This window comes from Klebsiella sp. V115_8 (assembly GCF_029967715.1).
Classification (GTDB): domain Bacteria; phylum Pseudomonadota; class Gammaproteobacteria; order Enterobacterales; family Enterobacteriaceae; genus Klebsiella; species Klebsiella quasipneumoniae.
The window spans coordinates 159,912-180,448 of sequence record NZ_JASCAR010000031.1 but is presented as its reverse complement, the minus strand read 5'-3'; the positions used below and the strand labels follow the sequence as shown (position 1 = coordinate 180,448).

Here is a 20,537-nt window from a genome sequence, read left to right as displayed (position 1 = left end):
GCGATGAGCAACTCATTACCTGACACAGCCTCCCCCCTTCTGCCCATCCCGCCGGAACATCCGGTGAGCTGGCCGCAGGGCGATCTGAACTGTGCTGCAATTAAGGCGCACATCGATACCTTTCAGCACTGGCTGGGCGAGGCGTTTGACGCCGGTATCGCCGCGGAGCAGCTCATTGCGGCGCGCACCGAATTTATCGACCAGCTGCTGCAGCGGTTGTGGATCGCCTGCGGCTTTGAATCCGTCTGCGACCTGGCGCTGGTGGCCGTCGGCGGCTATGGCCGCGGCGAGCTGCATCCGCTCTCTGACGTCGATCTGCTGATCCTCAGCCGCAAAAAGCTGCCGGACGACCAGGCGCAAAAGGTCGGCGAACTGCTGACGCTGCTGTGGGACGTCAAACTGGAGGTAGGCCACAGCGTGCGCACTCTCGAAGAGTGTCTGCTGGAAGGGCTTTCGGACCTCACCGTCGCCACCAACTTAATCGAATCGCGCCTGCTGATCGGCGACGTCGCGCTGTTCCTTGAACTGCAAAAACATATTTTTAGCGACGGCTTCTGGCCATCAGAAAAGTTCTTCGCCGCGAAAGTCGAAGAGCAGAACGTCCGTCATCAGCGCTATCACGGCACCAGCTATAACCTCGAGCCGGACGTGAAAAGCAGCCCCGGCGGCCTGCGCGATATCCATACGCTACAGTGGGTGGCTCGCCGCCATTTCGGCGCCACCTCGATGGATGAGATGGTCGGCTTCGGCTTTCTGACCGAAGCCGAGCGCAATGAGCTCAACGAGTGTCTGCACCAGCTGTGGCGTATCCGCTTCGCGCTGCATCTCGAACTCACTCGCTATGACAACCGCCTGCTTTTCGACCGCCAGCTCAGCGTCGCCCGCCGACTCGGCTATGAAGGCGACGGCAACCAGCCGATTGAGCATATGATGAAGGACTTCTTCCGCGTCACCCGCCGGGTGAGCGAGCTGAACCAGATGCTGCTGCAGCTGTTTGAAGAGGCCATCCTCGCCCTGACCGAGGATGAAAAACCGCGCCCGATCGATGATGATTTCCAGCTGCGCGGCACGCTGATCGATCTGCGTGACGATACGCTGTTTATTCGCGAGCCGCAGGCCATTCTGCGCATGTTTTATATCATGGTGCGCAACAGCACCATCACCGGCATCTACTCCACGACGTTGCGCCATCTGCGCCACGCCCGCCGCCATCTGACCCAGCCGCTGTGCTATATCCCGGAGGCGCGCACGCTCTTTCTCAGCATGCTGCGCCATCAGGGGGCAGTGAGTCGCGGACTGCTGCCGATGCATCGTCACAGCGTGCTGTGGGCCTATATGCCGCAGTGGTCCCATATCGTCGGCCAGATGCAGTTCGACCTGTTTCACGCCTACACCGTCGATGAACACACCATCCGCGTGATGCTCAAGCTGGAGAGCTTTGCTAAAGAAGAGACCCGTAGCCGCCACCCGCTGTGCGTGGAACTGTGGCCGCGCTTAACGCACCCGGAGCTGATTTTAATCGCCGCCCTGTTCCACGACATCGCCAAAGGGCGCGGCGGCGACCACTCGATCCTCGGCGCGCAGGATGTGCTGAAATTTGCCGAACTGCACGGGCTGAACTCCCGTGAAACGCAGCTGGTCGCCTGGCTGGTGCGTCACCACCTGCTGATGTCGGTCACCGCCCAGCGGCGCGATATTCAGGATCCGGAGGTGATTAAGCAGTTCGCCGAGGAGGTGCAAACGGAAAATCGCCTGCGCTATCTGGTGTGCCTGACCGTCGCCGATATCTGCGCCACCAACGAAACCCTGTGGAACAGCTGGAAGCAGAGCCTGCTGCGCGAACTCTATTTCGCCACTGAAAAACAGCTGCGTCGCGGCATGCAAAGCACCCCGGACATGCGCGAACGGGTGCGTCACCATCAGCTGCAGGCGCTGGCCCTGCTGCGGATGGACAATATTAATGAAGAGGCGCTGCATCAAATCTGGAACCGCTGCCGCGCCAACTATTTCGTGCGACATACGCCGACGCAGCTCGCCTGGCACGCCCGCAACCTGCTGCGCCACGATCTGAATAAGCCGATGATCCTCCTGAGCTCGCAGGCCACTCGCGGCGGAACGGAGATTTTTATCTGGAGCCCGGATCGCCCTTACCTGTTCGCCGCGGTGTGTGGCGAACTGGACCGTCGCAACCTCAGCGTCCACGACGCGCAGATCTTTACCACCCGCGACGGCATGGCGATGGATACCTTTATCGTCCTTGAGCCTGACGGCAGTCCGCTGTCCGCCGACCGCCACGAGGCGATCCGCCAGGGTCTGGAACAGACCATCACCCAGCGCAGTTGGGAGCCCCCGGCGCCCCGTCGTCAGGCGGCAAAGCTGCGTCATTTTTCGGTGGACACCGAGGTGAATTTCCTGCCGACCCATACCGATCGCAAATCGTTTCTCGAGCTGATTGCCCTTGACCAGCCCGGGCTGCTCGCCCGCGTCGGTCAGGTGTTCGCCGACCTCGGAATTTCGCTTCACGGGGCGCGAATTACGACAATTGGTGAGCGAGTAGAAGATTTATTTATAATCGCTACCGCCGACCGGCGTGCCCTTAATAATGAGCTGCAACAAGAAGTGCAACAACGGTTGACAGCGGCCCTCAATCCAAACGATAAAGGGTGACGTATTTTTTTTAGTGAATGGAAAGAAACAATGCAGCAGTTACAGAACGTTATTGAGTCCGCCTTCGAGCGTCGCGCCGACATCACGCCGGCCAATGTGGATACCGTGACCCGCGAAGCGGTTAACCAGGTTATTGCCCTTCTGGATTCCGGCGCGCTGCGCGTCGCTGAGAAGATCGACGGTCAGTGGGTGACGCATCAGTGGCTGAAGAAGGCGGTACTGCTCTCTTTCCGTATTAACGATAACCAGGTTATCGATGGTGCGGAAAGCCGCTACTTCGATAAAGTACCGATGAAATTCGCTGACTATGACGAAGCGCGTTTCCAGAAAGAAGGTTTCCGCGTGGTGCCGCCGGCAGCGGTGCGCCAGGGCGCGTTCATCGCCCGTAACACCGTGCTGATGCCGTCCTACGTTAACATCGGCGCCTACGTTGACGAAGGCACCATGGTTGACACCTGGGCCACCGTCGGCTCCTGCGCGCAGATCGGTAAAAACGTTCACCTGTCCGGCGGCGTCGGCATCGGTGGCGTACTGGAGCCGCTGCAGGCGAACCCGACCATCATCGAAGATAACTGCTTCATCGGCGCGCGCTCTGAAGTGGTTGAAGGGGTGATTGTCGAAGAAGGCTCCGTGATCTCCATGGGCGTTTACCTGGGTCAGAGCACCAAAATCTACGATCGCGAAACCGGCGAAGTCTTCTACGGCCGCGTGCCGGCTGGCTCGGTAGTGGTGTCAGGCAACCTGCCGTCGAAAGATGGTAAATACAGTCTGTACTGCGCAGTGATCGTGAAGAAAGTCGATGCTAAAACTCGCGGCAAGGTCGGCATTAACGAACTGCTGCGCACCATCGACTAAAGCAAATAAAAAGCGGGAGATATCCCGCTTTTTTTATATTTGATGCTGGCGAGAATGGATTTTTTCGTTAATTATTCAATGGTTATGATGCTATCAAAGGTACCGTTATGTACGATAATCTGAAAAGTCTTGGCATTACCAACCCTGATGAGATCGATCGCTATAGCCTGCGGCAGGAAGCTAACAACGACATTCTGAAAATCTATTTTCAGAAAGACAAAGGCGAATTCTTCGCCAAGAGCGTGAAGTTCAAATATCCGCGTCAGCGCAAAACCGTCGTCGCCGACGGCGTCGGCCAGGGCTACAAAGAGGTCCAGGAGATCAGCCCCAATCTGCGCTACGTCATCGATGAGCTGGATCAGATTTGCCAGCGCGACCGCACTGAAATCGATCTCAAGCGTAAAATCCTCGACGATTTACGCCATCTGGAAAGCGTGGTCACCAATAAGATCAGCGAAATCGAAGCCGATCTGGAAAAGCTCACCCGTAAGTAAGCGCATCCCCGGCGGCGCGTCGCCTGACCGGGCTGGCGGTATCAAACCGCTACCGACAGCATGCATCGTCCAGGCCGGGTATGGCGAGTCGCTACCCGGCATTTTTTTACCTCCACACCTTAGCGTTGTTCATCCAGCTGCAGCGCGATATACAGCAGCAGCCGGTCGTCAAAGCTGCCAAGATCCAGCCCCGTCAGCTCCGAGATACGATTCAACCGGTACTCCAGCGTATTGCGATGAATAAACAGCGCCTTCGACGTCGCCAGCGGCTGCACGTTATGGCGAAACCACGCCTGCAGCGTTCGCCGCAGCAGCCCGTTGTTATCCATTGTCTTGAGACGCGCCAGCGGACGGGCCAGCTCATTGGCCTGCCAGCCGCCGCGCAGGCTGTCAAGCAGCACCGGCAGCATCAGATCCTGATAGAAATAGCAGCGGCTCTCCGGCATCCGCTGCTTGCCCACCATCATCGTCGTGCGAGCGGTACGATAAGAGCGGGCGATACTCCCGGGGCCGGTGAAGAAGTTGCCCAACGCCACGCGGAAACGGAGCTGGCCATTCTCTTTCATCCTGGCGATAAGCTGCTCGACGCGCCGGACATGATCGTCGGCGTCCCAGCGGCCAAAGCTGTTCAGCGCCGGTTTCAGCACCACCATTTCCGTGAGCGAGACAATGGCCACGAGATTATTGCGATCGGGCGTGGTCAGCGCGTTCTGCAGCTGCTGTAGTTCCGCCATCGCGCTGTCTACGCCAAGCTGGCCGCTGTCCACCTCAATCATCGCCACCACGCGCGGCTGATTCAGATCGATGCCTAATCGCTGAGCCCATTCGTTCAGCGCCGGGGTATGCTCTTCCGCCTGAATCAGGTTCATCACCAGCTCTTCGCGCAGACGGCTGTCCTGCGCCAGGAGATGCATCAGTCGCGACTGCTCCAGCATCATCTCTGCCGTCATGCACACCAGCTCGCCATATTTTCGCAGCGACTCTGGCTCGCCGGTCAGGCCGATCACCCCGACGATCTCCCCCTCCAGGCGCAGCGGCAGGTTAATGCCCTGGCGTACCCCGTGCAGATGGCGAGCCACCGCATCGTCGATATCCACCACCCGCCCCTGAGAAAGCACCAGCAGCGCGCCTTCGTGCAATTCACCAATCCTTTCCCGATCGCCGCTGCCGATAATCCGCCCGCGGGCATCCATCACGTTGATGTTGGTATCGATGATGCGCATCGTCCGCGCCACAATATCCTGCGCCATTTTGGTATCGAGATGCCAGCCAGCCATGTAATCCTCCCCTTTGCAGGGCACCAGCATAAAAGAGTCGTCGCCCTGCCGCATTGTGCATATGCCCGAAGCCCGGATGAGATATGTGGAGTTGTGGAAGCGGTCACAGAACGAAAAAAAGCCCCTGCCCTCGGCGAGGGAAGGGGCTGGGATCAAGCACTGACGATTACTGCAGCAGCAGGTAGATAGAGGCGTCGCCGCGCTGAATGTTCAGCGCCAGCACGGACGGTTTGGCGTCGAAGATTTTCCGCAGATCGGCGATATTTTTCACCGGCTGCTGGTTGGCCCCGACAATGATGTCGCCTTTCTTGAGGCCAATCTGCGCCGCCGGGGTGCCGGCTTTCACATTATTGACCACCACGCCTTTGTCCTGACCCTTGTTGCTCATTTCCGCCCCTTCAATCCCGTTGAAGATGGTGCTGGAGTCAACCTGGGTCTGGTTGCTCTGCTGCAGTTCGACGGTGACGGTCACCGGTTTGCCATCGCGCAGCAGGCCAAGCTCAACCTTGCTGCCGATAGGCATGGTGCCGACCTGAGCACGCAGCGCGGCGAAGCTGCTGATCGCCTTCCCGTTGAGGGAGGTGATCACGTCGCCGGCTTTAATGCCCGCTTTCGCGGCCGCCGACCCCGGCATCACCTGGCTGACGAAGGCGCCGCGCTGGGCGTCGACTTTCATCGCTTTCGCCAGCTCAGAGTTCAGTTCGGTGCCCATGATGCCGAGCTCGCCGCGTTTCACCTGGCCATATTTCACCATCTGCTCGGTCAGGTTTTTCACCATGTTGCTCGGGATAGCGAAACCGATACCGATGTTGCCGCCGTCCGGCGCCAGAATGGCGGTGTTGATGCCGATCAGCTCGCCGTTGAGATTCACCAGCGCGCCGCCGGAGTTCCCGCGGTTAATCGCCGCATCGGTCTGGATAAAGTTTTCGTAGTTTTCCACGTTCAGGCCGCTACGACCCAGCGCGGAAACAATCCCGGAGGTCACGGTTTCGCCCAGACCGAACGGGTTACCGATAGCCACGGTGTAGTCGCCGACGCGCAGCGCGTCAGAGTCGGCAAGCTTAATTGCCGTCAGGTTTTTCGGATCCTGAATCTGAATCAGCGCGATATCAGAGCGCGGGTCTTTACCCACGACTTTGGCATCAAACTTACGACCATCGCTCAGCTGGACCTTAATCGTGGTGGCGTTGTCCACGACGTGGTTGTTGGTCACCACATACCCTTTGGCCGCATCAATAATCACGCCGGAACCCAGCGCCATGAATTTCTGCTGCTGGCCGCCGTCAGGCTGACCGCCCTGTCCGCCGCCCTGGCAAAACGGCGAACTCTGGAATGGAGAACCATCCTGGCAGAACGGCGAGTTATCGCCAAAGAACTGCTGGAAGTTACGCGGCATCCGTGGGGTATTAACGGTGGTGCTACCTTCAACGTTAATGCTCACCACTGACGGCATCACTTTCTCCAGCATCGGGGCCAGGCTTGGCATCTGCTGCGCGTTAGTGGCCGAAGATGCCGTTTCCGCCGCGCTCGCAGAGAGCGGGGACAATGCCAGACCTAAACTCAGAGCCAGTGCACTCATTGCTAACGTGGTTTTTTTCATCAGTTTCAATCTCAATATCAGAAAACGAAAGTTGCTGTGTACGTGACTATCAGAGTCATTTTATAGCGCTAAGTTCCGGAATTAAGTTTCTGGAAAAAGTAAAAATTTATTGTCCATCTTTACAAAACTCCAGCCTATTCCACCGCCATCAGTCGTCGATATTCATCCCACGCATATAAATCCGTCATCCCGCTGATATAATCCTGAATCAGACGGCAGCGATAATAGTATTCCATCAGCGCAAATTCAGGCGCTGTGCGCGCGAGCTTATTTACCGCTTCCACATAGGCCAGCCGGTGGCGGGTTGAAAGTTTCTGATACAGTCGGGAGGCAATGGGTAAACGCCGTACCCGCTCCTGCGCTACTAATTCGCTGAAATCCTCCAGTGATAATTTCAGCAGCGGCTGATAGATATCCAGCAGGCCGCTGATCACCCGGTAGCCCTGCAATTCCAGCTGCTCGACATCCGGATGGCTAAACACCTGTTTAATCGCTACATTTTTATAAAGCTCCAGCAGCTGACTGCAATCGCTGTCGTCCTCGAGCAGCGCATGATTAAAGTCGCCCGTAAAGATGGCCGGCAGGTTGTCAATAAATCGTCGCGCCGCGTAGGGCACCAGCTTATTCAGCGTGTTCACCCGCAAATACATAAAAAACTGATCTTCCGCGCTCTGCTTCAGGGAATTGGCTCGTGATTTCTCCCAGGCATTTTCCACCACCTGCGAGAATAACGATCCTTTTTCATGGCTGCCCCAGGCGTCGTAAAGATGCTGATAAAGCTGCTCAGCGCTGAAAATACGTTTTTCCACCGCGTCCTCGAGATCCGCGACGCAATATGAGATGTCATCCGCGGCTTCCATAATCCAGGTTAATGGGAACCGATTGTAAGGCGCCAGATCCAGTTCTTTACGCAGGCGCGCCACATACTCCTCTTCGGCTAAATAGTAGCCAGGCTTCTTCATTAAATAACTGTGGCTGGCTGGCGTCGCCTCGGACCACCACGCCGGACGAGTATATTTCAGAATACAGCCGACCTGCGCCCAGGTCAGATTCATGCGCATCAGCGTATGGACCAGACGAATGCCCTGGGCGTTGCCCTCAAAGCAGCAGAGATCCTGGCGCACTTTGCGGCGCAGCGCGTTAAGCGACGTTTCCCCCTCCTGCAGGCGTAATGCCTGCACTTCACAGCGATCGTCGGTCAGCGGCTGCCCGAGCGCATCGCCGGGCGCCAGACGCTGGCGGAACCAGTCGTTAATCGCCGCCTCGCCAAAATGGCCAAACGGCGGGTTGCCGATATCGTGCATCAGGCAGGCCATCTCCACGACGCTCTCGAATGGCCCGGTCAGCTCTTCCAGGCCATACTCTTCCAGCAGCCTCTGCTCTTTCAGCCGGCTCAGTACCTCTTTGGCGATATAACGCCCCACCTGCTGCACCTCCAGCGAGTGGGTCAGACGGGTACGCACCGCTGCGTTGCGCTCCAGCGGGAAGACCTGAGTTTTTTGCTGTAAGCGACGGATGGCCGGCGAGTTGACGATCCGTCCCCGATCGCTTTCGAAGATCCGCAGGATGTCGCGCTCCGTCTCGACACGCGGCGGCGAACGGAAGCGTCGACGCCAGTTTATCTTGTTGCGAAAATCAATCTTTGCCATAGCCTCTCCCGCGCGAGCAATACGCTTCCCCTTAAGCGCATGATAGACTATGCAACTAAACCTGACACATCGCGAGTAAATCTATGAAAATTGGCATTATTGGCGCTATGGAAGAGGAAGTTACCCTTCTGCGCGACAAAATCGAAAACCGCCAGACTATCACTATTGGCGGGAGCGAAATCTATACCGGCCAACTTCACGGCGTTGACGTCGCGCTGCTGAAGTCTGGTATCGGGAAAGTGGCGGCGGCGATGGGCGCGACCCTGCTGCTGGAGCGTTGCCAGCCTGACGTGATCATTAATACCGGCTCAGCCGGCGGCCTGGCGTCGACGCTGAAGGTCGGCGATATCGTCGTCTCCGATGAAGCGCGCTACCACGACGCCGACGTCACCGCCTTCGGTTATGAGTACGGCCAGCTGCCTGGCTGCCCGGCGGGCTTTAAAGCGGACGAAAAACTGGTGGCCGCCGCGGAGAGCTGCATTAACGCGTTAGATCTCAATGCCGTTCGCGGCCTGATCGTCAGCGGCGATGCCTTCATTAACGGCTCTGTCGGTCTGGCGAAGATCCGCCATAATTTCCCGCAGGCGATCGCTGTGGAAATGGAAGCGACCGCTATCGCTCACGTTTGCCATAACTTTAAGGTTCCCTTCGTGGTGGTTCGCGCCATCTCCGATGTGGCCGACCAGCAGTCTCACCTCAGCTTTGAGGAGTTCCTTGCGGTCGCCGCCCGACAGTCCACCCTGATGGTGGAGAATCTGGTCCAGAACCTGGCACGTGGCTAAGTCGCTCTCCTTCGCGCTTGCCGCGCTGCTGTTACTCGCCCCGGCGTGGCTGCTGGCCGCGCCGCGGGTGATCACCCTCTCCCCCGCCAATACCGAACTGGCCTTTGCCGCCGGGATCACGCCGGTCGGCGTCAGTAGCTATTCCGATTATCCGCCGCAGGCCAAAACGATTGAGCAGGTTGCCAGCTGGCAGGGGATGAACCTGGAGCGCATCGTAGCGTTAAAGCCAGACCTGGTGCTGGCCTGGCGCGGCGGTAATGCCGAACGTCAGGTTAACCAGCTGCAGTCGCTGGGTATCCACGTCCTCTGGGTGCAGACTTCGACCATCGAAGAGATCATCGCCACCCTGCGTCAACTGGCGAAGTGGAGCCCGCAGCCGGAAAAAGCGCAGCAGGCGGCGCAGGCGATGCAGCAGGAATACGATGCACTGAAAGCGCGCTATGCCAGCGCGCCGAAGAAACGCGTCTTCCTGCAGTTCGGTTCCGCCCCGCTGTTCACCAGCGGCCCCGGCTCGATTCAGGATCAGGTGCTGAGGCTGTGCGGCGGCGAGAATATCTTTGCCGCCAGCCGCGTTCCCTGGCCGCAGGTGAGCCGCGAACAGGTGCTGGCCCGTCAGCCGCAGGCGATTGTGGTGACCGGCGACGCCAGCCGCATCGCCGAGGCGCAGCGCTTTTGGCAACATCAGCTCACCATTTCGTTGATTGCGTTACACAGCGACTGGTTTGAACGCGCAAGCCCACGTATTATCCTCGCCGCCAAACAACTTTGTGCGGCGCTCGACCAGGTAAAATAACCATCCGGTAAAGCGGATGTTCAGTGGGAATCAACGATGCTTGTCTATTGGCTGGATATTATTGGCACGGCCGTTTTCGCGATCTCCGGCGTTCTGCTGGCCGGAAAATTACGCATGGACCCGTTTGGCGTGCTGGTGTTAGGCGTGGTGACGGCGGTGGGCGGCGGAACCATCCGCGACATGGCGCTGGCGAATGGCCCGGTATTCTGGGTCAAAGATCCCACCGATCTGGTGGTGGCGATGGTCACCAGCATGCTGACCATCCTGCTGGTCCGCCAGCCGCGCCGGCTGCCGAAATGGATCCTGCCGGTGCTCGACGCCGTCGGTTTAGCGGTGTTTGTCGGCATCGGCGTGAATAAAGCCTTTCTCGCCGGCAGCGGCCCGCTGGTAGCGGTATGCATGGGCGTGGTGACCGGCGTTGGCGGCGGGATAATCCGCGACGTGCTGGCGCGCGAAATTCCTATGATTCTGCGCACCGAGATCTACGCCACCGCCTGTATTGTCGGCGGCATTGTCCACGCCACCGCGCACGACACCTTCCATCTCCCGCTGGAGAATTCGGCGATGATGGGGATGGTGGTGACCCTGGCGATCCGGCTGGCGGCGATCCGCTGGCATCTGAAGCTGCCGACGTTTGCCCTGGACGATAACGGACGGTCATAAAATCAAAACGGTAACCCTGAGGTTACCGTTTTTAGCGTTGGCGCCCTCTCGCTGCGAGAAAAAGCCCCCTGCCGCGCTCGCTTTAAACGCTGAACGAGGACCCGCAGCCGCAGGTGCTTTTCGCGTTCGGGTTGGTCACGATAAAGCGCGAACCTTCCAGCCCTTCGGTATAGTCGACAGAGCCGCCGACCAGGTACTGCAGGCTCATCGGGTCAACCACCAGGCCGACCCCCTGTTTCTCAATGGTCATATCCCCTTCGTTCACCTGATCGTCGAAGGTGAAGCCATACTGGAAACCGCTGCAACCGCCGCCGGTGATATACACGCGCAGTTTCAGGTTCGGATTATCTTCATCCGCAATCAGGTGTTTTACTTTATTGGCTGCGGCTTCGGTAAACTCCAGCGGCAACGCTACGTCATCACTCATTTTTTGCTCCCATTGATACTTCCGGCCGGTTAAAGAATAACCGGACCTTTTGAGCCATTATCTAATACCCTGGTAAATCGTTCAAGTATTCTCCCGGGGTGCCTGCTGCGCTTTTGCCGCCTGCTCGGCCTCCTGCTTCGCCAGAGTACGTTGCAGAATGGTCGAATACAAAGGCTTACCGCCGAGGAATTGCGCCAGTAGTGTTGCGCCAAGGCAGGTAATAATCATTGGCAAAATGAGCTGATAGTTATCGGTCATCTCCAGCACCAGCACAATCCCGGTCAGCGGCGCGCGCACCGAGGCGGCGAGCAGCGCCCCCATGCCGGCGATGGCGAAGGTGCCGGCATCGAGATGGTAGGACGGAAACAGCGGAATGGCCGCCATGCCGAACGCCGTGCCCAGCAGCGTGCCGAGCGCCAGCATCGGGGCGAAAATGCCGCCCGGCGCGCCGGAAGAGAAGCAGATCAGCGTGGTCACCACGCGGGCAATAAAGATGAACAGCAGCAAACCGACGGAGAAGTTACCGGCGGCGGCGATGGGGATCAGGTTAAAGCCGCCCCCCACCGCGGAGGGCTGCATCAGCCCCAGCAGGCCGCAAAGCCCGCCGATGACCCCGCCAATTAACACCCATTTTTTGATGTTGCCGCCGTGAATGCGCTGGAACAGATCCTGGGTGCGTAGCACCAGAAAATTAAACAACGGGCCAAAGCAGCCAAACAGCATCCCCAGCACCAGGTACAGCCACAGGGTATTCACCGGGGCATTGCTCAGCTTGCCCACCTCTATAATTGCCGCCTCGCCGTTGAAAATGCGAAACACAATGCTCGACATGATCACGCCGGTAAATACCGCTTTAATGGAGATCAGGTTGTAGCGGAACTGCGGGCGCATCTCTTCGATGATAAACAGGATACCGGCCAGCGGCGCGTTAAAGGCCGCTGAGAGCCCCGACGCCGCACCGGTCGCCAGCAGCGTGTGCCGCGCTTCCGGACTGCGCATGCGGAAAATATCCAGCACCATGCGTCCAATGTTGCCGCCAAGCTGCACCATCGGCCCCTCGCGTCCCAGCACCATTCCGGCGCCCAGGGTCCCCATGCCGCCGATGAATTTCACCGGCAGCACGCGCCACCAGCGCACCGGCCGCAGCTCCTCCAGCGCCCCTTCGATTTCCGGGATCCCCGATCCGCCAGCCTCAGGCGCAAAGCGGCGCACGAGGAAATAGCCGACCATCGCCAGCAGCGCCGACAAGATAAACGCCAGCGGCCAGACCAGATACCAGTGGTCCGCCACCTGCGCCAGCGCGCCGATCCGCTGGTTCTGCACCCAGTTCACGCTCTTTTCAAACGCCACGCCCACCAGCCCGGCCAGCGTGCCGACCACCGCCGCCATAAACAGCACCGCCAGCGGCGTTTTATCGCGCTGAATCAACCGGCGCACCGCATCGCCGCGACGCACCCGCACGAACTGATGTGCTTCAAAAGAGGGAGTTTCTGCTTTCATGCCATTATCAATTATTGGTAATACAAATGAAGAGAGAGGCATTTTAGCCGCCCCGGCGCGCTGCGTCGTCAAAAAAATGCCCTTGCGGCACATTGTTTCAATTGGGCAAAACTTTCATAACCATCCTGGAATAACTTAGAATAGCCGATAAAACATTTTTCACGAACCAGGACCCTGGCCATGAGCAAATCTGAAAATCTGTACCACGCTGCGCGTGAACTGATCCCCGGCGGCGTTAACTCGCCGGTCCGCGCCTTCACCGGCGTCGGCGGCACCCCGCTGTTTATCGAACGCGCGGATGGCGCTTACCTCTATGACGTGGATGGGAAAGCCTATATCGATTATGTCGGCTCCTGGGGTCCGATGGTGCTGGGCCACAACCATCCGGCGATCCGCAACGCGGTGATCGAGGCGGCGTCCCGCGGCCTGAGCTTTGGCGCGCCGACCGAAATGGAAGTAAAAATGGCGGCGCTGGTGACCGAGCTGGTGCCGACCATGGATATGGTGCGCATGGTGAACTCCGGTACCGAAGCCACCATGAGCGCGATTCGCCTGGCGCGCGGTTTCACCGGCCGCGACAAGATCATCAAGTTCGAAGGCTGCTACCACGGCCATGCCGACTGCCTGCTGGTGAAAGCCGGTTCCGGCGCGCTGACCCTCGGCCAGCCGAACTCGCCGGGCGTGCCGGCTGATTTCGCCAAACATACCCTGACCTGCACCTATAACGACCTCGCCTCCGTGCGCGCGGCGTTCGAGCAGTATCCGCAGGATATCGCCTGCATCATCGTCGAGCCGGTCGCCGGGAATATGAACTGCATTCCGCCGCAGCCGGAGTTCCTGCCGGGCCTGCGCGCGCTGTGCGACGAATTTGGCGCCCTGCTGATCATCGACGAAGTGATGACCGGCTTCCGCGTAGCGCTGGCGGGCGCGCAGGCTTATTACGGCGTGGAGCCGGATCTGACCTGTCTCGGGAAAATCATCGGCGGCGGGATGCCGGTAGGCGCCTTCGGCGGCCGTCGCGAGGTGATGGACGCGCTGGCGCCCACCGGTCCGGTCTACCAGGCCGGAACCCTCTCCGGTAACCCGATCGCCATGGCCGCCGGCTTCGCCTGCTTAAGCGAAGTGGCGCAGCCGGGCGTGCATGAAACCCTCACCGAGCTGACCAACCAGCTGGCGCAAGGCCTGCTGGATGCGGCGCGTGACGCCGGGATCCCGCTGGTGGTCAATAACGTCGGCGGCATGTTCGGCATCTTCTTTACCGATGCCGAAACCGTCACCTGCTATCAGGACGTGGTGAAGTGCGATGTCGAACGCTTCAAGCGCTTCTTCCATCTGATGCTGGAGGAAGGCGTGTACCTGGCGCCGTCAGCGTTTGAGGCTGGCTTTATGTCCGTCGCCCACAGCGAAGAAGATATCGACAATACCATCGACGCCGCGCGTCGGGTATTTGCCAAACTGTAAGGTGCTTGAATGCCTGGTGACGCAGGGATTTTCCCGGATGCGGCGCATTGCGCCTTATCCGGGCTACCAAATCGCACAGCGCTGTAGCCCCGGTAAGCGATAGCGCCACCGGGCAGTTTCCCGGATGCGGCGCATTGCGCCTTATCCGGGCTACCAAATCGCACAGCACTGTAGCCCCGGTAAGCAATAGCGCCACCGGGGATGTTGAGGCCATCCGGGATCGTTAGCGGCTCTGCTTCCTCAGCAAATAGATAAAGTACGGCGCGCCGATAAAGGTCGACAGCAGCCCCGCCGGGATCTGGTACGGGAACATGATCATCCGTCCGCACCAGTCGGCGAAGACCAGCAGCAGCCCGCCAGTCAGTCCGGAGATCACCATATGCGGCAGCGTTCGCCGGAAGCCCATCATGCGCGCAATATGCGGCGCCATCAGCCCGACGAAGCTCAGCGGGCCGATGGTCAGCGTCGCCGCCGCCGTCAGGCAGGCCGCCAGCAGCAGCAGAACAATCCGCGATGACGTCAGCGCCATGCCCACCGCCCGCGCCGCCTCCCCGCCCAGCGGCAGGATGGTTAACCAGCGGCGACAGAGCGGCGCCAGCGCCAGCAGGACCAGCATCACCGCGCCGCTGCGTACCACCCTCTCCGGCGTCGCGCTGTAGGTCGACCCCGAGATCCACGTCAGGATCTGCGCCATGCGCGGATCGCCGCTGGCCTGCAGCATCATCAGCAGCATGGTGAAGGCGGTACTGAGCGCCATCCCCGCCAGCAGCATCCGATGCGGCGAGAAACCGCCCCGTCCGGCGGCCAGCATAATGATCAGCAAAGTGGCCGCCGCGCCAAGGCTCCCGGCCGGCAGCAGCCAGCCAAAGGCGTCGCCAGGCACGAAGAACAGCATCAGCACCACGCCAAAGGCGGCGCCGGAGCTGATGCCCAGCACTTCCGGGCTGGCCATCGGGTTGCCGGTCAGGCGCTGGATAATACAGCCGGCGACCGCCAGCATCACCCCGGCGAACAGCGCCGACAGCACCCGCGGCCAGCGCCAGGGCAGCAGTTGCTCCAGCAGATCGCCGTGAGCCCACAGCCAGCCGTGGGCATCGCGACCAAAGGCCATCGCCACGCTCATCGCCAGCAGCAGCAACGCGACGCCCCCGAGAACAAACCATTGCACGTGATAGCGCTCAGGCTGCACATTATCGCCGCCGTTCATCACCGGGGCGCTGATGCTGCGCAGCCGCGGCAGCAGCCACAGCAGCAGCGGCGCGCCGATCAGGGCGGTGACCGAGCCGGTGGAGACTTCCCGCCATACCCGGCTCAGCCAGAGGATCACCTGATCGGAAAGCCACAGGAGCAGCGCGCCGATCAGCGCCGCCAGCAGCAGCCGGGCCAGCAGTCGACGGGCGCCGAGCATTTTCGCCAGCAGCGGCGCGAACAGGCCGATAAAGCCGATAATCCCGACCGCGTTGACCAGCAGCGCGCTCATCACGATCGCCAGCGTCAGGGCGCCGAGGCGCGCCAGAGACAGCGCCAGCCCCAGGTTGCGCGCCACCCCGTCATCGAGCCCCATCAGAGTCAGCGGACGCAGCAGCAGCAGGGTGAGTATCGCCCCGCCCAGCAGCTGCGGCCACAGGCGCTGCGCCACGCTCCAGTCGGTTTGCGTCAGCGTCCCGGTGCTCCACAGGAACATGCTCTGCAGCTGGTCGTGATGGAAAATCACCATCAGCTGGTTAAGCGCCCCGCAGTAGAGGCTGACCACCAGGCCCGCCAGGATCAGCGTTACCGGCGACAGACGCTTGCCCCAGGAGACGCCAAACACCAGCGCACCCACCAGACAGGCCCCGGCCAGCGCGGCAAACTGCGACGCCAGCACGCCGGGGATGGCCCACAGCGTGGTGACCGTTATCCCCAGCTGCGCGCCGGTGGCGACGCCAAGGGTGGTCGGCTCCGCCAGCGGATTGCGCAGCACCTGCTGGAACAGTACGCCGACCAGTCCCAGCCCGGCCCCCACCAGCAGTGAAACGGCCACCCGCGGCAGCAGGCTGTAATGAAACAGCATCTGGGCAATCTGATCGCTATCCGGCTGCCGCAGCGCCTGCCGCCATTGCGCATAGGGCAAGGCGACATTGAGATTGACGATACTCAACGCGAAGGCGGCGACCAGCAGCGCGGCCAGCAGGATACTGGCTAACGGTGAAATACGCGTATTCATGCCGGACTCCCCTGGGCCTCGGCCAGCACGCGGGCAAAATGCATCGCCGACAGCGTCGCGCCATAGAACCATACGGCCGGAACGCGCTGGAAGCGCCCCGCGCGCACGAACGGCATCGCCTGCCACAGCGGGGTCGCCAGCAGCTGGGTCATCTCCCGCTCGTTACCATGATCAAAACAGATCACATCGGCCTCGTTAAACGCCGCCAGCCGGTCGATGCCAACGCTAACGCTGCCCCAGAACGCCGCTTCGCCGCGCCAGGCGTTTTTAATACCAAAGCGGTCAAGCACCTCCTGGAACAGGCAGTTTTCGCCAAACACCAGAACGTGGCGCGGATCGAGCAGGGAGATCATCAGCAGCGGACGGTCGCCGCGCCCGGCAAAACGCGGCTTCAGGCTCGCCATCAGCGCCTCAAACTCCGCCAGGTGGCGCTGAGCCTGCTGCGGTTTGCCCAGCAGGTCAGCCATCTCCAGCAGCGAGCGCTGAGCCATCGCCAGCGGGCGTTTGCCGTCGCTAAAGGTGAATCCGCGGCCGGGGGCGATACGCGCCAGCTTCTCCGGCGACGGGCCGTAGCCTGCTGACCAGACGATAAACGACGGTTTCATCTGCGTCAGCAGCTCAAGATTGGGTTCAGTGCGCAGACCGACATCGATCACCGAGTCGGGCAGCGCGGGCTCGTTCACCCACAGGCGATAGTTAGGGATATCGGCCACGCCGTAAGGCGTGACGCCCAGCGCCAGCAGGAGCTCCGCCGGCAGCCACTCCAGGGCGACCACACGCTGCGGGTCAACGTTCGCCGCCTGCGCGCCGCGCATCTGCCACAGCAGCGGCGAGAGCGCCATCGCGGTCAGCAGGCGACGTCGGGTTATCTGAGTCGGGGTCATCATTAATAGACAAAGCTTACCGGCGCCGCGCCGGCCGGGTGCGGCAGGATCCCCATCGGGATGCCGTAGATTTGTTCCAGGGTATCGCTGCGCATCAGTTCCGCCGGCGTCCCCTGGGCGATCATTTCCCCGCCGCGCAGGGCCACCAGATAGTCGCAGTAGCGGGCCGCCATATTAACGTCGTGCAGGACGGCGATCACCGTCAGGCCGCGCTGCTGGCTGAGACGATGCACCAGCGCGAGGACATCAACCTGATGGGCGATATCCAGCGCCGAGGTGGGTTCATCGAGCAGCAGACAGCGGCTATCCTGCGCCACCAGCATGGCGATCCACGCCCGCTGGCGTTCGCCGCCGGAGAGGCTGTCCACCAGACGATGGGCGAGCGGCTTCAGCCCTACCAGCGCAATCGCCTCTTCCACTTTCTCGCGGTCCGCCGCGCCAAAGCGACCCAGCGCGCCGTGCCACGGATAGCGGCCGATCGCCACCAGCTCGCGCACCGTCATACCTTCGGCCGGCGGCAGCTGCTGCGGCAGATAGGCCACTTTGCGGGCAAAGGCTTTGCTGCCCCAGCTCTCCAGCGGCTGGCCGTCCAGCAGCACATCGCCTGCGGAAGGCGGCTGATGGCGGCCAAGCATTTTCAGTAACGTCGACTTGCCGGAGCCATTATGGCCGATCAGGCCTGTGACTTTTCCGGCCGGGAAGGTGAGCGAGAGCGGATGGAGCAACGTGCGGCCAGGCACACGGAAAGTGACGCGATCCAGCGCGAAGGTGGTTTCTGCGTGCGGAGTCTGTTCCTGCATAGCGATAACCTGATAAAGGGCGCGGCGAACCGCGCCCGTAGGTGGTTAGAAACGGAAGGTGGCGGTGGCGACGACCTGACGTCCGGCCCCCCAGTAGCAGGCGTATTCGCTGTAGCAACTGGAGACATATTCGCGGTCGAACAGGTTGTTGACGTTGACGCCGACCGACGAGCCCGGCAGGCCAAAGCGCGCCAGATCGTATTTCACCGTCGCATCCATCAGCGCATAACCGGCCACACTAAAGGCATCATTTTTCTTACCGGTGCTGGTGTCATTTTTGTAGTAGCTGACCGTTGAACCGATATAGCGCGCCCCGGCCCCAATCGTCAGACCGCTCAGCGCGGTTTCGTGGAAGGTATAATCCGCCCACAGGGAGGCCATGTTACGCGGCACTTCCGCCGGACGTTTGCCGTTGAACACCGTATCGTGAGTGTACTCCGCATCGGTGTAGCTGTAGGCTGCGGTGACGTTAATATTGGCGTTCACCGCCGCCTTCGCCTCCAGCTCAAGGCCGCGGGAGCGGATTTCGCCGGTCTGGATGCTGAACGCCTGGTTAGCCGGATCCGCCGTCAGGTTCTTGTCTTTGGTCAGCTGATAGACCGCCGCGGTGACCACCACCGGCATATCTTTCGGCACATATTTCACGCCGGCTTCATACTGCTTACCGCGCGACGGATCGAACGGCTTACCGCTGCTGCTGGATCCCGATACCGGTTCAAACGATTCGCTGTAGCTGAAGTACGGAGAGATACCGTTATCGAACAGGTAGTTGATGCCGCCGCGCCAGCTGAACTGCTGGTCGTGGTTCTCCGCCAGGCTGTTGGTGGCGCGGGTTAACGTTGAGGTCGTGGCGTAATCGTAACGGCCGCCCAGGGTCATCACCCATTTATCCCACTCCATCTGATCCTGCGCGTACAGGCCAGTCTGCTCCATCCGGTTGAGCACCGCGTACGGGAAGGTGACCTGAATATTCGGGTTGCCGTACTGCGGATTGTTCATGCTGATGGGATCCGCCGTCCCGTAGTCGGCATCCACATCGTTACGCATCCGCGAGTAGTCCACGCCGGTCAGCAGGGTATGGCTAACCGCGCCGGTGGCGAAATCAGACTGCAGCTGAGTATCGACGGTGAAGGTGTTCAGGTGCTCGTCGGAGCGCACATAGGCGCGATTCATGTAGCCCGGCGCGACATAGCCGTTGCCGTACACCGAACGATAGAGCGTATGCACATCGGCATAGCGCAGGTTCTGCCGCACGGTAAAGGTGTCATCGAACTGATGGGAGAAGCTGTAGCCCACCATCTTCTGGCGGCGGGAGATTTTATTATCCGCCTCGCCTTCGTTGAAATCGGTCGGCAGCTTATGCGCCTTACCGTTGGCGTCGTAATACGGCACCACGGTGCCTTCGCGCGGCAGCCAGCCGTAGTAGCCCGCATCCGGATCATTCTGGAAGTTGCTCAGGAAGGTGAAGTCGGTTTTATCGTCCGGACGCCAGCTAAAGGAGGGCGCCACCGCGTAGCGGGTCGATTTCGCCATCTGCTGCTGGGCATCCTGGCTGCGGCCCAGGCCGGTCAGGCGGTAGGACCAGACGCCGGCATCATCAATGGCGTCGCTGAAGTCAAACCCGGTCTGCCACAGATTGTCGGTGCCCATCTTAAACTGCACTTCTTTCAGCGGCTCGGTGGTCGGGCGTTTGCTGACCATGCTGACGATACCGCCCGGGTTGCTGTTGCCGTACAGCACCGAGGTTGGCCCGCGCATCACTTCCACGCGCTCCAGGAAGTAAGGATCCATGGAGACTTCAGAGTAGTTATTCCCCTGCAGCTTCATGCCGTCCAGATACTGGTTGGTGTTGACGGTCGTCGAGGTGGTGAAGCCGCGAATGGTGACCACGTCATAGGTGGTCGAACTGCCGCGGGTGGAGAAGACGCTTGGCGTATAGGAAAGCGCCTCTTTTACCGTCGTCGGCTGACGCATCTCCATCTCCTGGCGCGTCACCACCGACACAGACTGCGGCGTTTTTTCTATCGGGGTATCGGTTTTCGTCGCCGTGGCGGAGCGTTTCGCCGCGATGGTCGGCGCCGGTCCCCAGGCGCTTTCCTGGGCGGCCGGGGCGGCAACGACGGTAATGGTTTCTTCTTGCTTCGGTTGTTCTGCTGCCTGTGCGTAGACAGACATGCCGCTAACCGCCGTGGCTACTACAGCTGCGACTTTACGCAGCGAGTGGTTTGGCTGAGCAGTTTTTGGACGCGCCATGGGTATATCTCTGATGAAAGTGAATGATAACGTAAACGAGAATTATTATTATGACGGGCGATATAATAGGCGAAACGTTGAAGGCAAGGCAAGCGATATGCCTGTCGCTGCGGGTTGAAGGCTGAATTAATAACCAGATAGTTATTATGGAGTTAAAGAGCCGTTAACTTTTTTACAGGCATAAAAAAACCCCTTAATACTTTCGTCTTAAGGGGTCTGGTCTTAG

16 protein-coding genes are annotated in these 20,537 nt (G+C 60.2%); 7 read left to right on the top strand and 9 right to left on the bottom strand.

The genetic code is table 11. From position 1 onward, the window contains the following. Window positions 1-3 precede the first annotated feature (3 nt). The 3 genes from glnD (at window position 4) to QLG03_RS14065 (ending at window position 4,016) form a co-directional block, all read left to right on the top strand. A complete protein-coding gene (gene glnD / locus QLG03_RS14075) occupies window positions 4-2,667 on the top strand; it encodes a bifunctional uridylyltransferase/uridylyl-removing protein GlnD (protein ID WP_023292044.1) in 2,664 nt (887 codons plus the stop codon). A 30-nt stretch (window positions 2,668-2,697) separates the two neighbouring features. Further along, window positions 2,698-3,522 carry a 2,3,4,5-tetrahydropyridine-2,6-dicarboxylate N-succinyltransferase gene (gene dapD / locus QLG03_RS14070; protein WP_002889295.1) on the top strand — a complete coding sequence of 275 codons (825 nt, stop codon included), beginning with the start codon at window positions 2,698-2,700 and terminating at the stop codon, window positions 3,520-3,522. A gap of 107 nt (window positions 3,523-3,629) precedes the next feature. After that, on the top strand, window positions 3,630-4,016 hold the full coding sequence (locus QLG03_RS14065) for a DUF3461 family protein (protein ID WP_002889292.1): 387 nt from the start codon (window positions 3,630-3,632) through the stop codon (window positions 4,014-4,016). Between the two features lie 119 nt (window positions 4,017-4,135). Here the strand turns inward: QLG03_RS14065 and cdaR are convergent, their stop codons facing one another. The 3 genes from cdaR to dgt all read right to left on the bottom strand — a co-directional run bounded on the left by cdaR (window position 4,136) and on the right by dgt (window position 8,542). Continuing rightward, window positions 4,136-5,293, bottom strand: coding sequence for a DNA-binding transcriptional regulator CdaR (cdaR, locus tag QLG03_RS14060; RefSeq protein WP_044521097.1), 1,158 nt, complete (start codon window positions 5,291-5,293; stop codon window positions 4,136-4,138). Window positions 5,294-5,459: 166 nt separating this feature from the next. Continuing rightward, window positions 5,460-6,893, bottom strand: a complete 1,434-nt coding sequence (gene degP / locus QLG03_RS14055; RefSeq protein WP_023292042.1) for a serine endoprotease DegP — start codon at window positions 6,891-6,893, stop codon at window positions 5,460-5,462. Window positions 6,894-7,027: 134 nt separating this feature from the next. Then, window positions 7,028-8,542 carry a dGTPase gene (gene dgt / locus QLG03_RS14050; protein ID WP_023292041.1) on the bottom strand — a complete coding sequence of 505 codons (1,515 nt, stop codon included), beginning with the start codon at window positions 8,540-8,542 and terminating at the stop codon, window positions 7,028-7,030. Window positions 8,543-8,625: 83 nt separating this feature from the next. Between dgt and mtnN the strand changes: the two genes are divergently transcribed. Genes mtnN through QLG03_RS14035 form a run of 3 tightly spaced genes read left to right on the top strand, consistent with a single transcriptional unit; the run spans window position 8,626 to window position 10,780 of the window. After that, the gene (mtnN, locus tag QLG03_RS14045; RefSeq protein WP_023292040.1) at window positions 8,626-9,324 is read left to right on the top strand and encodes a 5'-methylthioadenosine/S-adenosylhomocysteine nucleosidase; all 699 of its coding nucleotides are present in this window, start codon (window positions 8,626-8,628) and stop codon (window positions 9,322-9,324) included. Beyond that, window positions 9,317-10,117: a vitamin B12 ABC transporter substrate-binding protein BtuF gene (gene btuF / locus QLG03_RS14040; RefSeq protein ID WP_023292039.1), complete on the top strand. Its 801-nt coding sequence runs from the start codon at window positions 9,317-9,319 to the stop codon at window positions 10,115-10,117. The genes mtnN and btuF overlap by 8 nt, the downstream gene beginning before the upstream one ends. A 36-nt stretch (window positions 10,118-10,153) precedes the next feature. Further along, window positions 10,154-10,780, top strand: a complete 627-nt coding sequence (locus tag QLG03_RS14035; protein ID WP_023292038.1) for a TRIC cation channel family protein — start codon at window positions 10,154-10,156, stop codon at window positions 10,778-10,780. A gap of 82 nt (window positions 10,781-10,862) precedes the next feature. Here QLG03_RS14035 and erpA read toward each other — a convergent pair whose 3' ends face one another. Together erpA and clcA are read right to left on the bottom strand one after the other, a co-directional pair. Then, complete coding sequence (gene erpA / locus QLG03_RS14030; RefSeq protein ID WP_002889275.1) at window positions 10,863-11,207, bottom strand: iron-sulfur cluster insertion protein ErpA; 345 nt, start codon at window positions 11,205-11,207, stop codon at window positions 10,863-10,865. Between the two features lie 81 nt (window positions 11,208-11,288). Next, window positions 11,289-12,707, bottom strand: a complete 1,419-nt coding sequence (gene clcA / locus QLG03_RS14025; protein ID WP_032429103.1) for a H(+)/Cl(-) exchange transporter ClcA — start codon at window positions 12,705-12,707, stop codon at window positions 11,289-11,291. Between the two features lie 180 nt (window positions 12,708-12,887). On the opposite strand from clcA, the gene hemL reads away from it, so the two are divergent. Continuing rightward, window positions 12,888-14,168, top strand: a complete 1,281-nt coding sequence (gene hemL / locus QLG03_RS14020; protein WP_017900647.1) for a glutamate-1-semialdehyde 2,1-aminomutase — start codon at window positions 12,888-12,890, stop codon at window positions 14,166-14,168. A 223-nt stretch (window positions 14,169-14,391) separates the two neighbouring features. Here hemL and fhuB read toward each other — a convergent pair whose 3' ends face one another. Genes fhuB through fhuA form a run of 4 tightly spaced genes read right to left on the bottom strand, consistent with a single transcriptional unit; the run spans window position 14,392 to window position 20,311 of the window. Continuing rightward, window positions 14,392-16,374: a Fe(3+)-hydroxamate ABC transporter permease FhuB gene (gene fhuB / locus QLG03_RS14015; protein WP_180263709.1), complete on the bottom strand. Its 1,983-nt coding sequence runs from the start codon at window positions 16,372-16,374 to the stop codon at window positions 14,392-14,394. Then, window positions 16,371-17,261 carry a Fe(3+)-hydroxamate ABC transporter substrate-binding protein FhuD gene (fhuD, locus tag QLG03_RS14010; RefSeq protein WP_032452786.1) on the bottom strand — a complete coding sequence of 297 codons (891 nt, stop codon included), beginning with the start codon at window positions 17,259-17,261 and terminating at the stop codon, window positions 16,371-16,373. The genes fhuB and fhuD overlap by 4 nt, the downstream gene beginning before the upstream one ends. Further along, window positions 17,261-18,058: a Fe3+-hydroxamate ABC transporter ATP-binding protein FhuC gene (gene fhuC, locus QLG03_RS14005; protein WP_032452785.1), complete on the bottom strand. Its 798-nt coding sequence runs from the start codon at window positions 18,056-18,058 to the stop codon at window positions 17,261-17,263. Before fhuC ends, fhuD begins: the two co-directional genes overlap by 1 nt. A 45-nt stretch (window positions 18,059-18,103) precedes the next feature. Beyond that, window positions 18,104-20,311 carry a ferrichrome porin FhuA gene (gene fhuA, locus QLG03_RS14000; RefSeq protein ID WP_023292033.1) on the bottom strand — a complete coding sequence of 736 codons (2,208 nt, stop codon included), beginning with the start codon at window positions 20,309-20,311 and terminating at the stop codon, window positions 18,104-18,106. Window positions 20,312-20,537 lie beyond the last annotated feature (226 nt).

Bases quoted from the DNA above. Each gene is read 5' to 3' on its own strand.
- glnD (WP_023292044.1), top strand. From the start codon at position 4: ATGAGCAACTCATTACCTGACACAGCCTCCCCCCTTCTGCCCATCCCG.
- dapD (WP_002889295.1), top strand. From the start codon at position 2,698: ATGCAGCAGTTACAGAACGTTATTGAGTCCGCCTTCGAGCGTCGCGCC.
- QLG03_RS14065 (WP_002889292.1), top strand. From the start codon at position 3,630: ATGTACGATAATCTGAAAAGTCTTGGCATTACCAACCCTGATGAGATC.
- cdaR (WP_044521097.1), bottom strand. From the start codon at position 5,293: ATGGCTGGCTGGCATCTCGATACCAAAATGGCGCAGGATATTGTGGCG.
- degP (WP_023292042.1), bottom strand. From the start codon at position 6,893: ATGAAAAAAACCACGTTAGCAATGAGTGCACTGGCTCTGAGTTTAGGT.
- dgt (WP_023292041.1), bottom strand. From the start codon at position 8,542: ATGGCAAAGATTGATTTTCGCAACAAGATAAACTGGCGTCGACGCTTC.
- mtnN (WP_023292040.1), top strand. From the start codon at position 8,626: ATGAAAATTGGCATTATTGGCGCTATGGAAGAGGAAGTTACCCTTCTG.
- QLG03_RS14035 (WP_023292038.1), top strand. From the start codon at position 10,154: ATGCTTGTCTATTGGCTGGATATTATTGGCACGGCCGTTTTCGCGATC.
- erpA (WP_002889275.1), bottom strand. From the start codon at position 11,207: ATGAGTGATGACGTAGCGTTGCCGCTGGAGTTTACCGAAGCCGCAGCC.
- clcA (WP_032429103.1), bottom strand. From the start codon at position 12,707: ATGAAAGCAGAAACTCCCTCTTTTGAAGCACATCAGTTCGTGCGGGTG.
- hemL (WP_017900647.1), top strand. From the start codon at position 12,888: ATGAGCAAATCTGAAAATCTGTACCACGCTGCGCGTGAACTGATCCCC.
- fhuB (WP_180263709.1), bottom strand. From the start codon at position 16,374: ATGAATACGCGTATTTCACCGTTAGCCAGTATCCTGCTGGCCGCGCTG.
- fhuD (WP_032452786.1), bottom strand. From the start codon at position 17,261: ATGATGACCCCGACTCAGATAACCCGACGTCGCCTGCTGACCGCGATG.
- fhuC (WP_032452785.1), bottom strand. From the start codon at position 18,058: ATGCAGGAACAGACTCCGCACGCAGAAACCACCTTCGCGCTGGATCGC.
- fhuA (WP_023292033.1), bottom strand. From the start codon at position 20,311: ATGGCGCGTCCAAAAACTGCTCAGCCAAACCACTCGCTGCGTAAAGTC.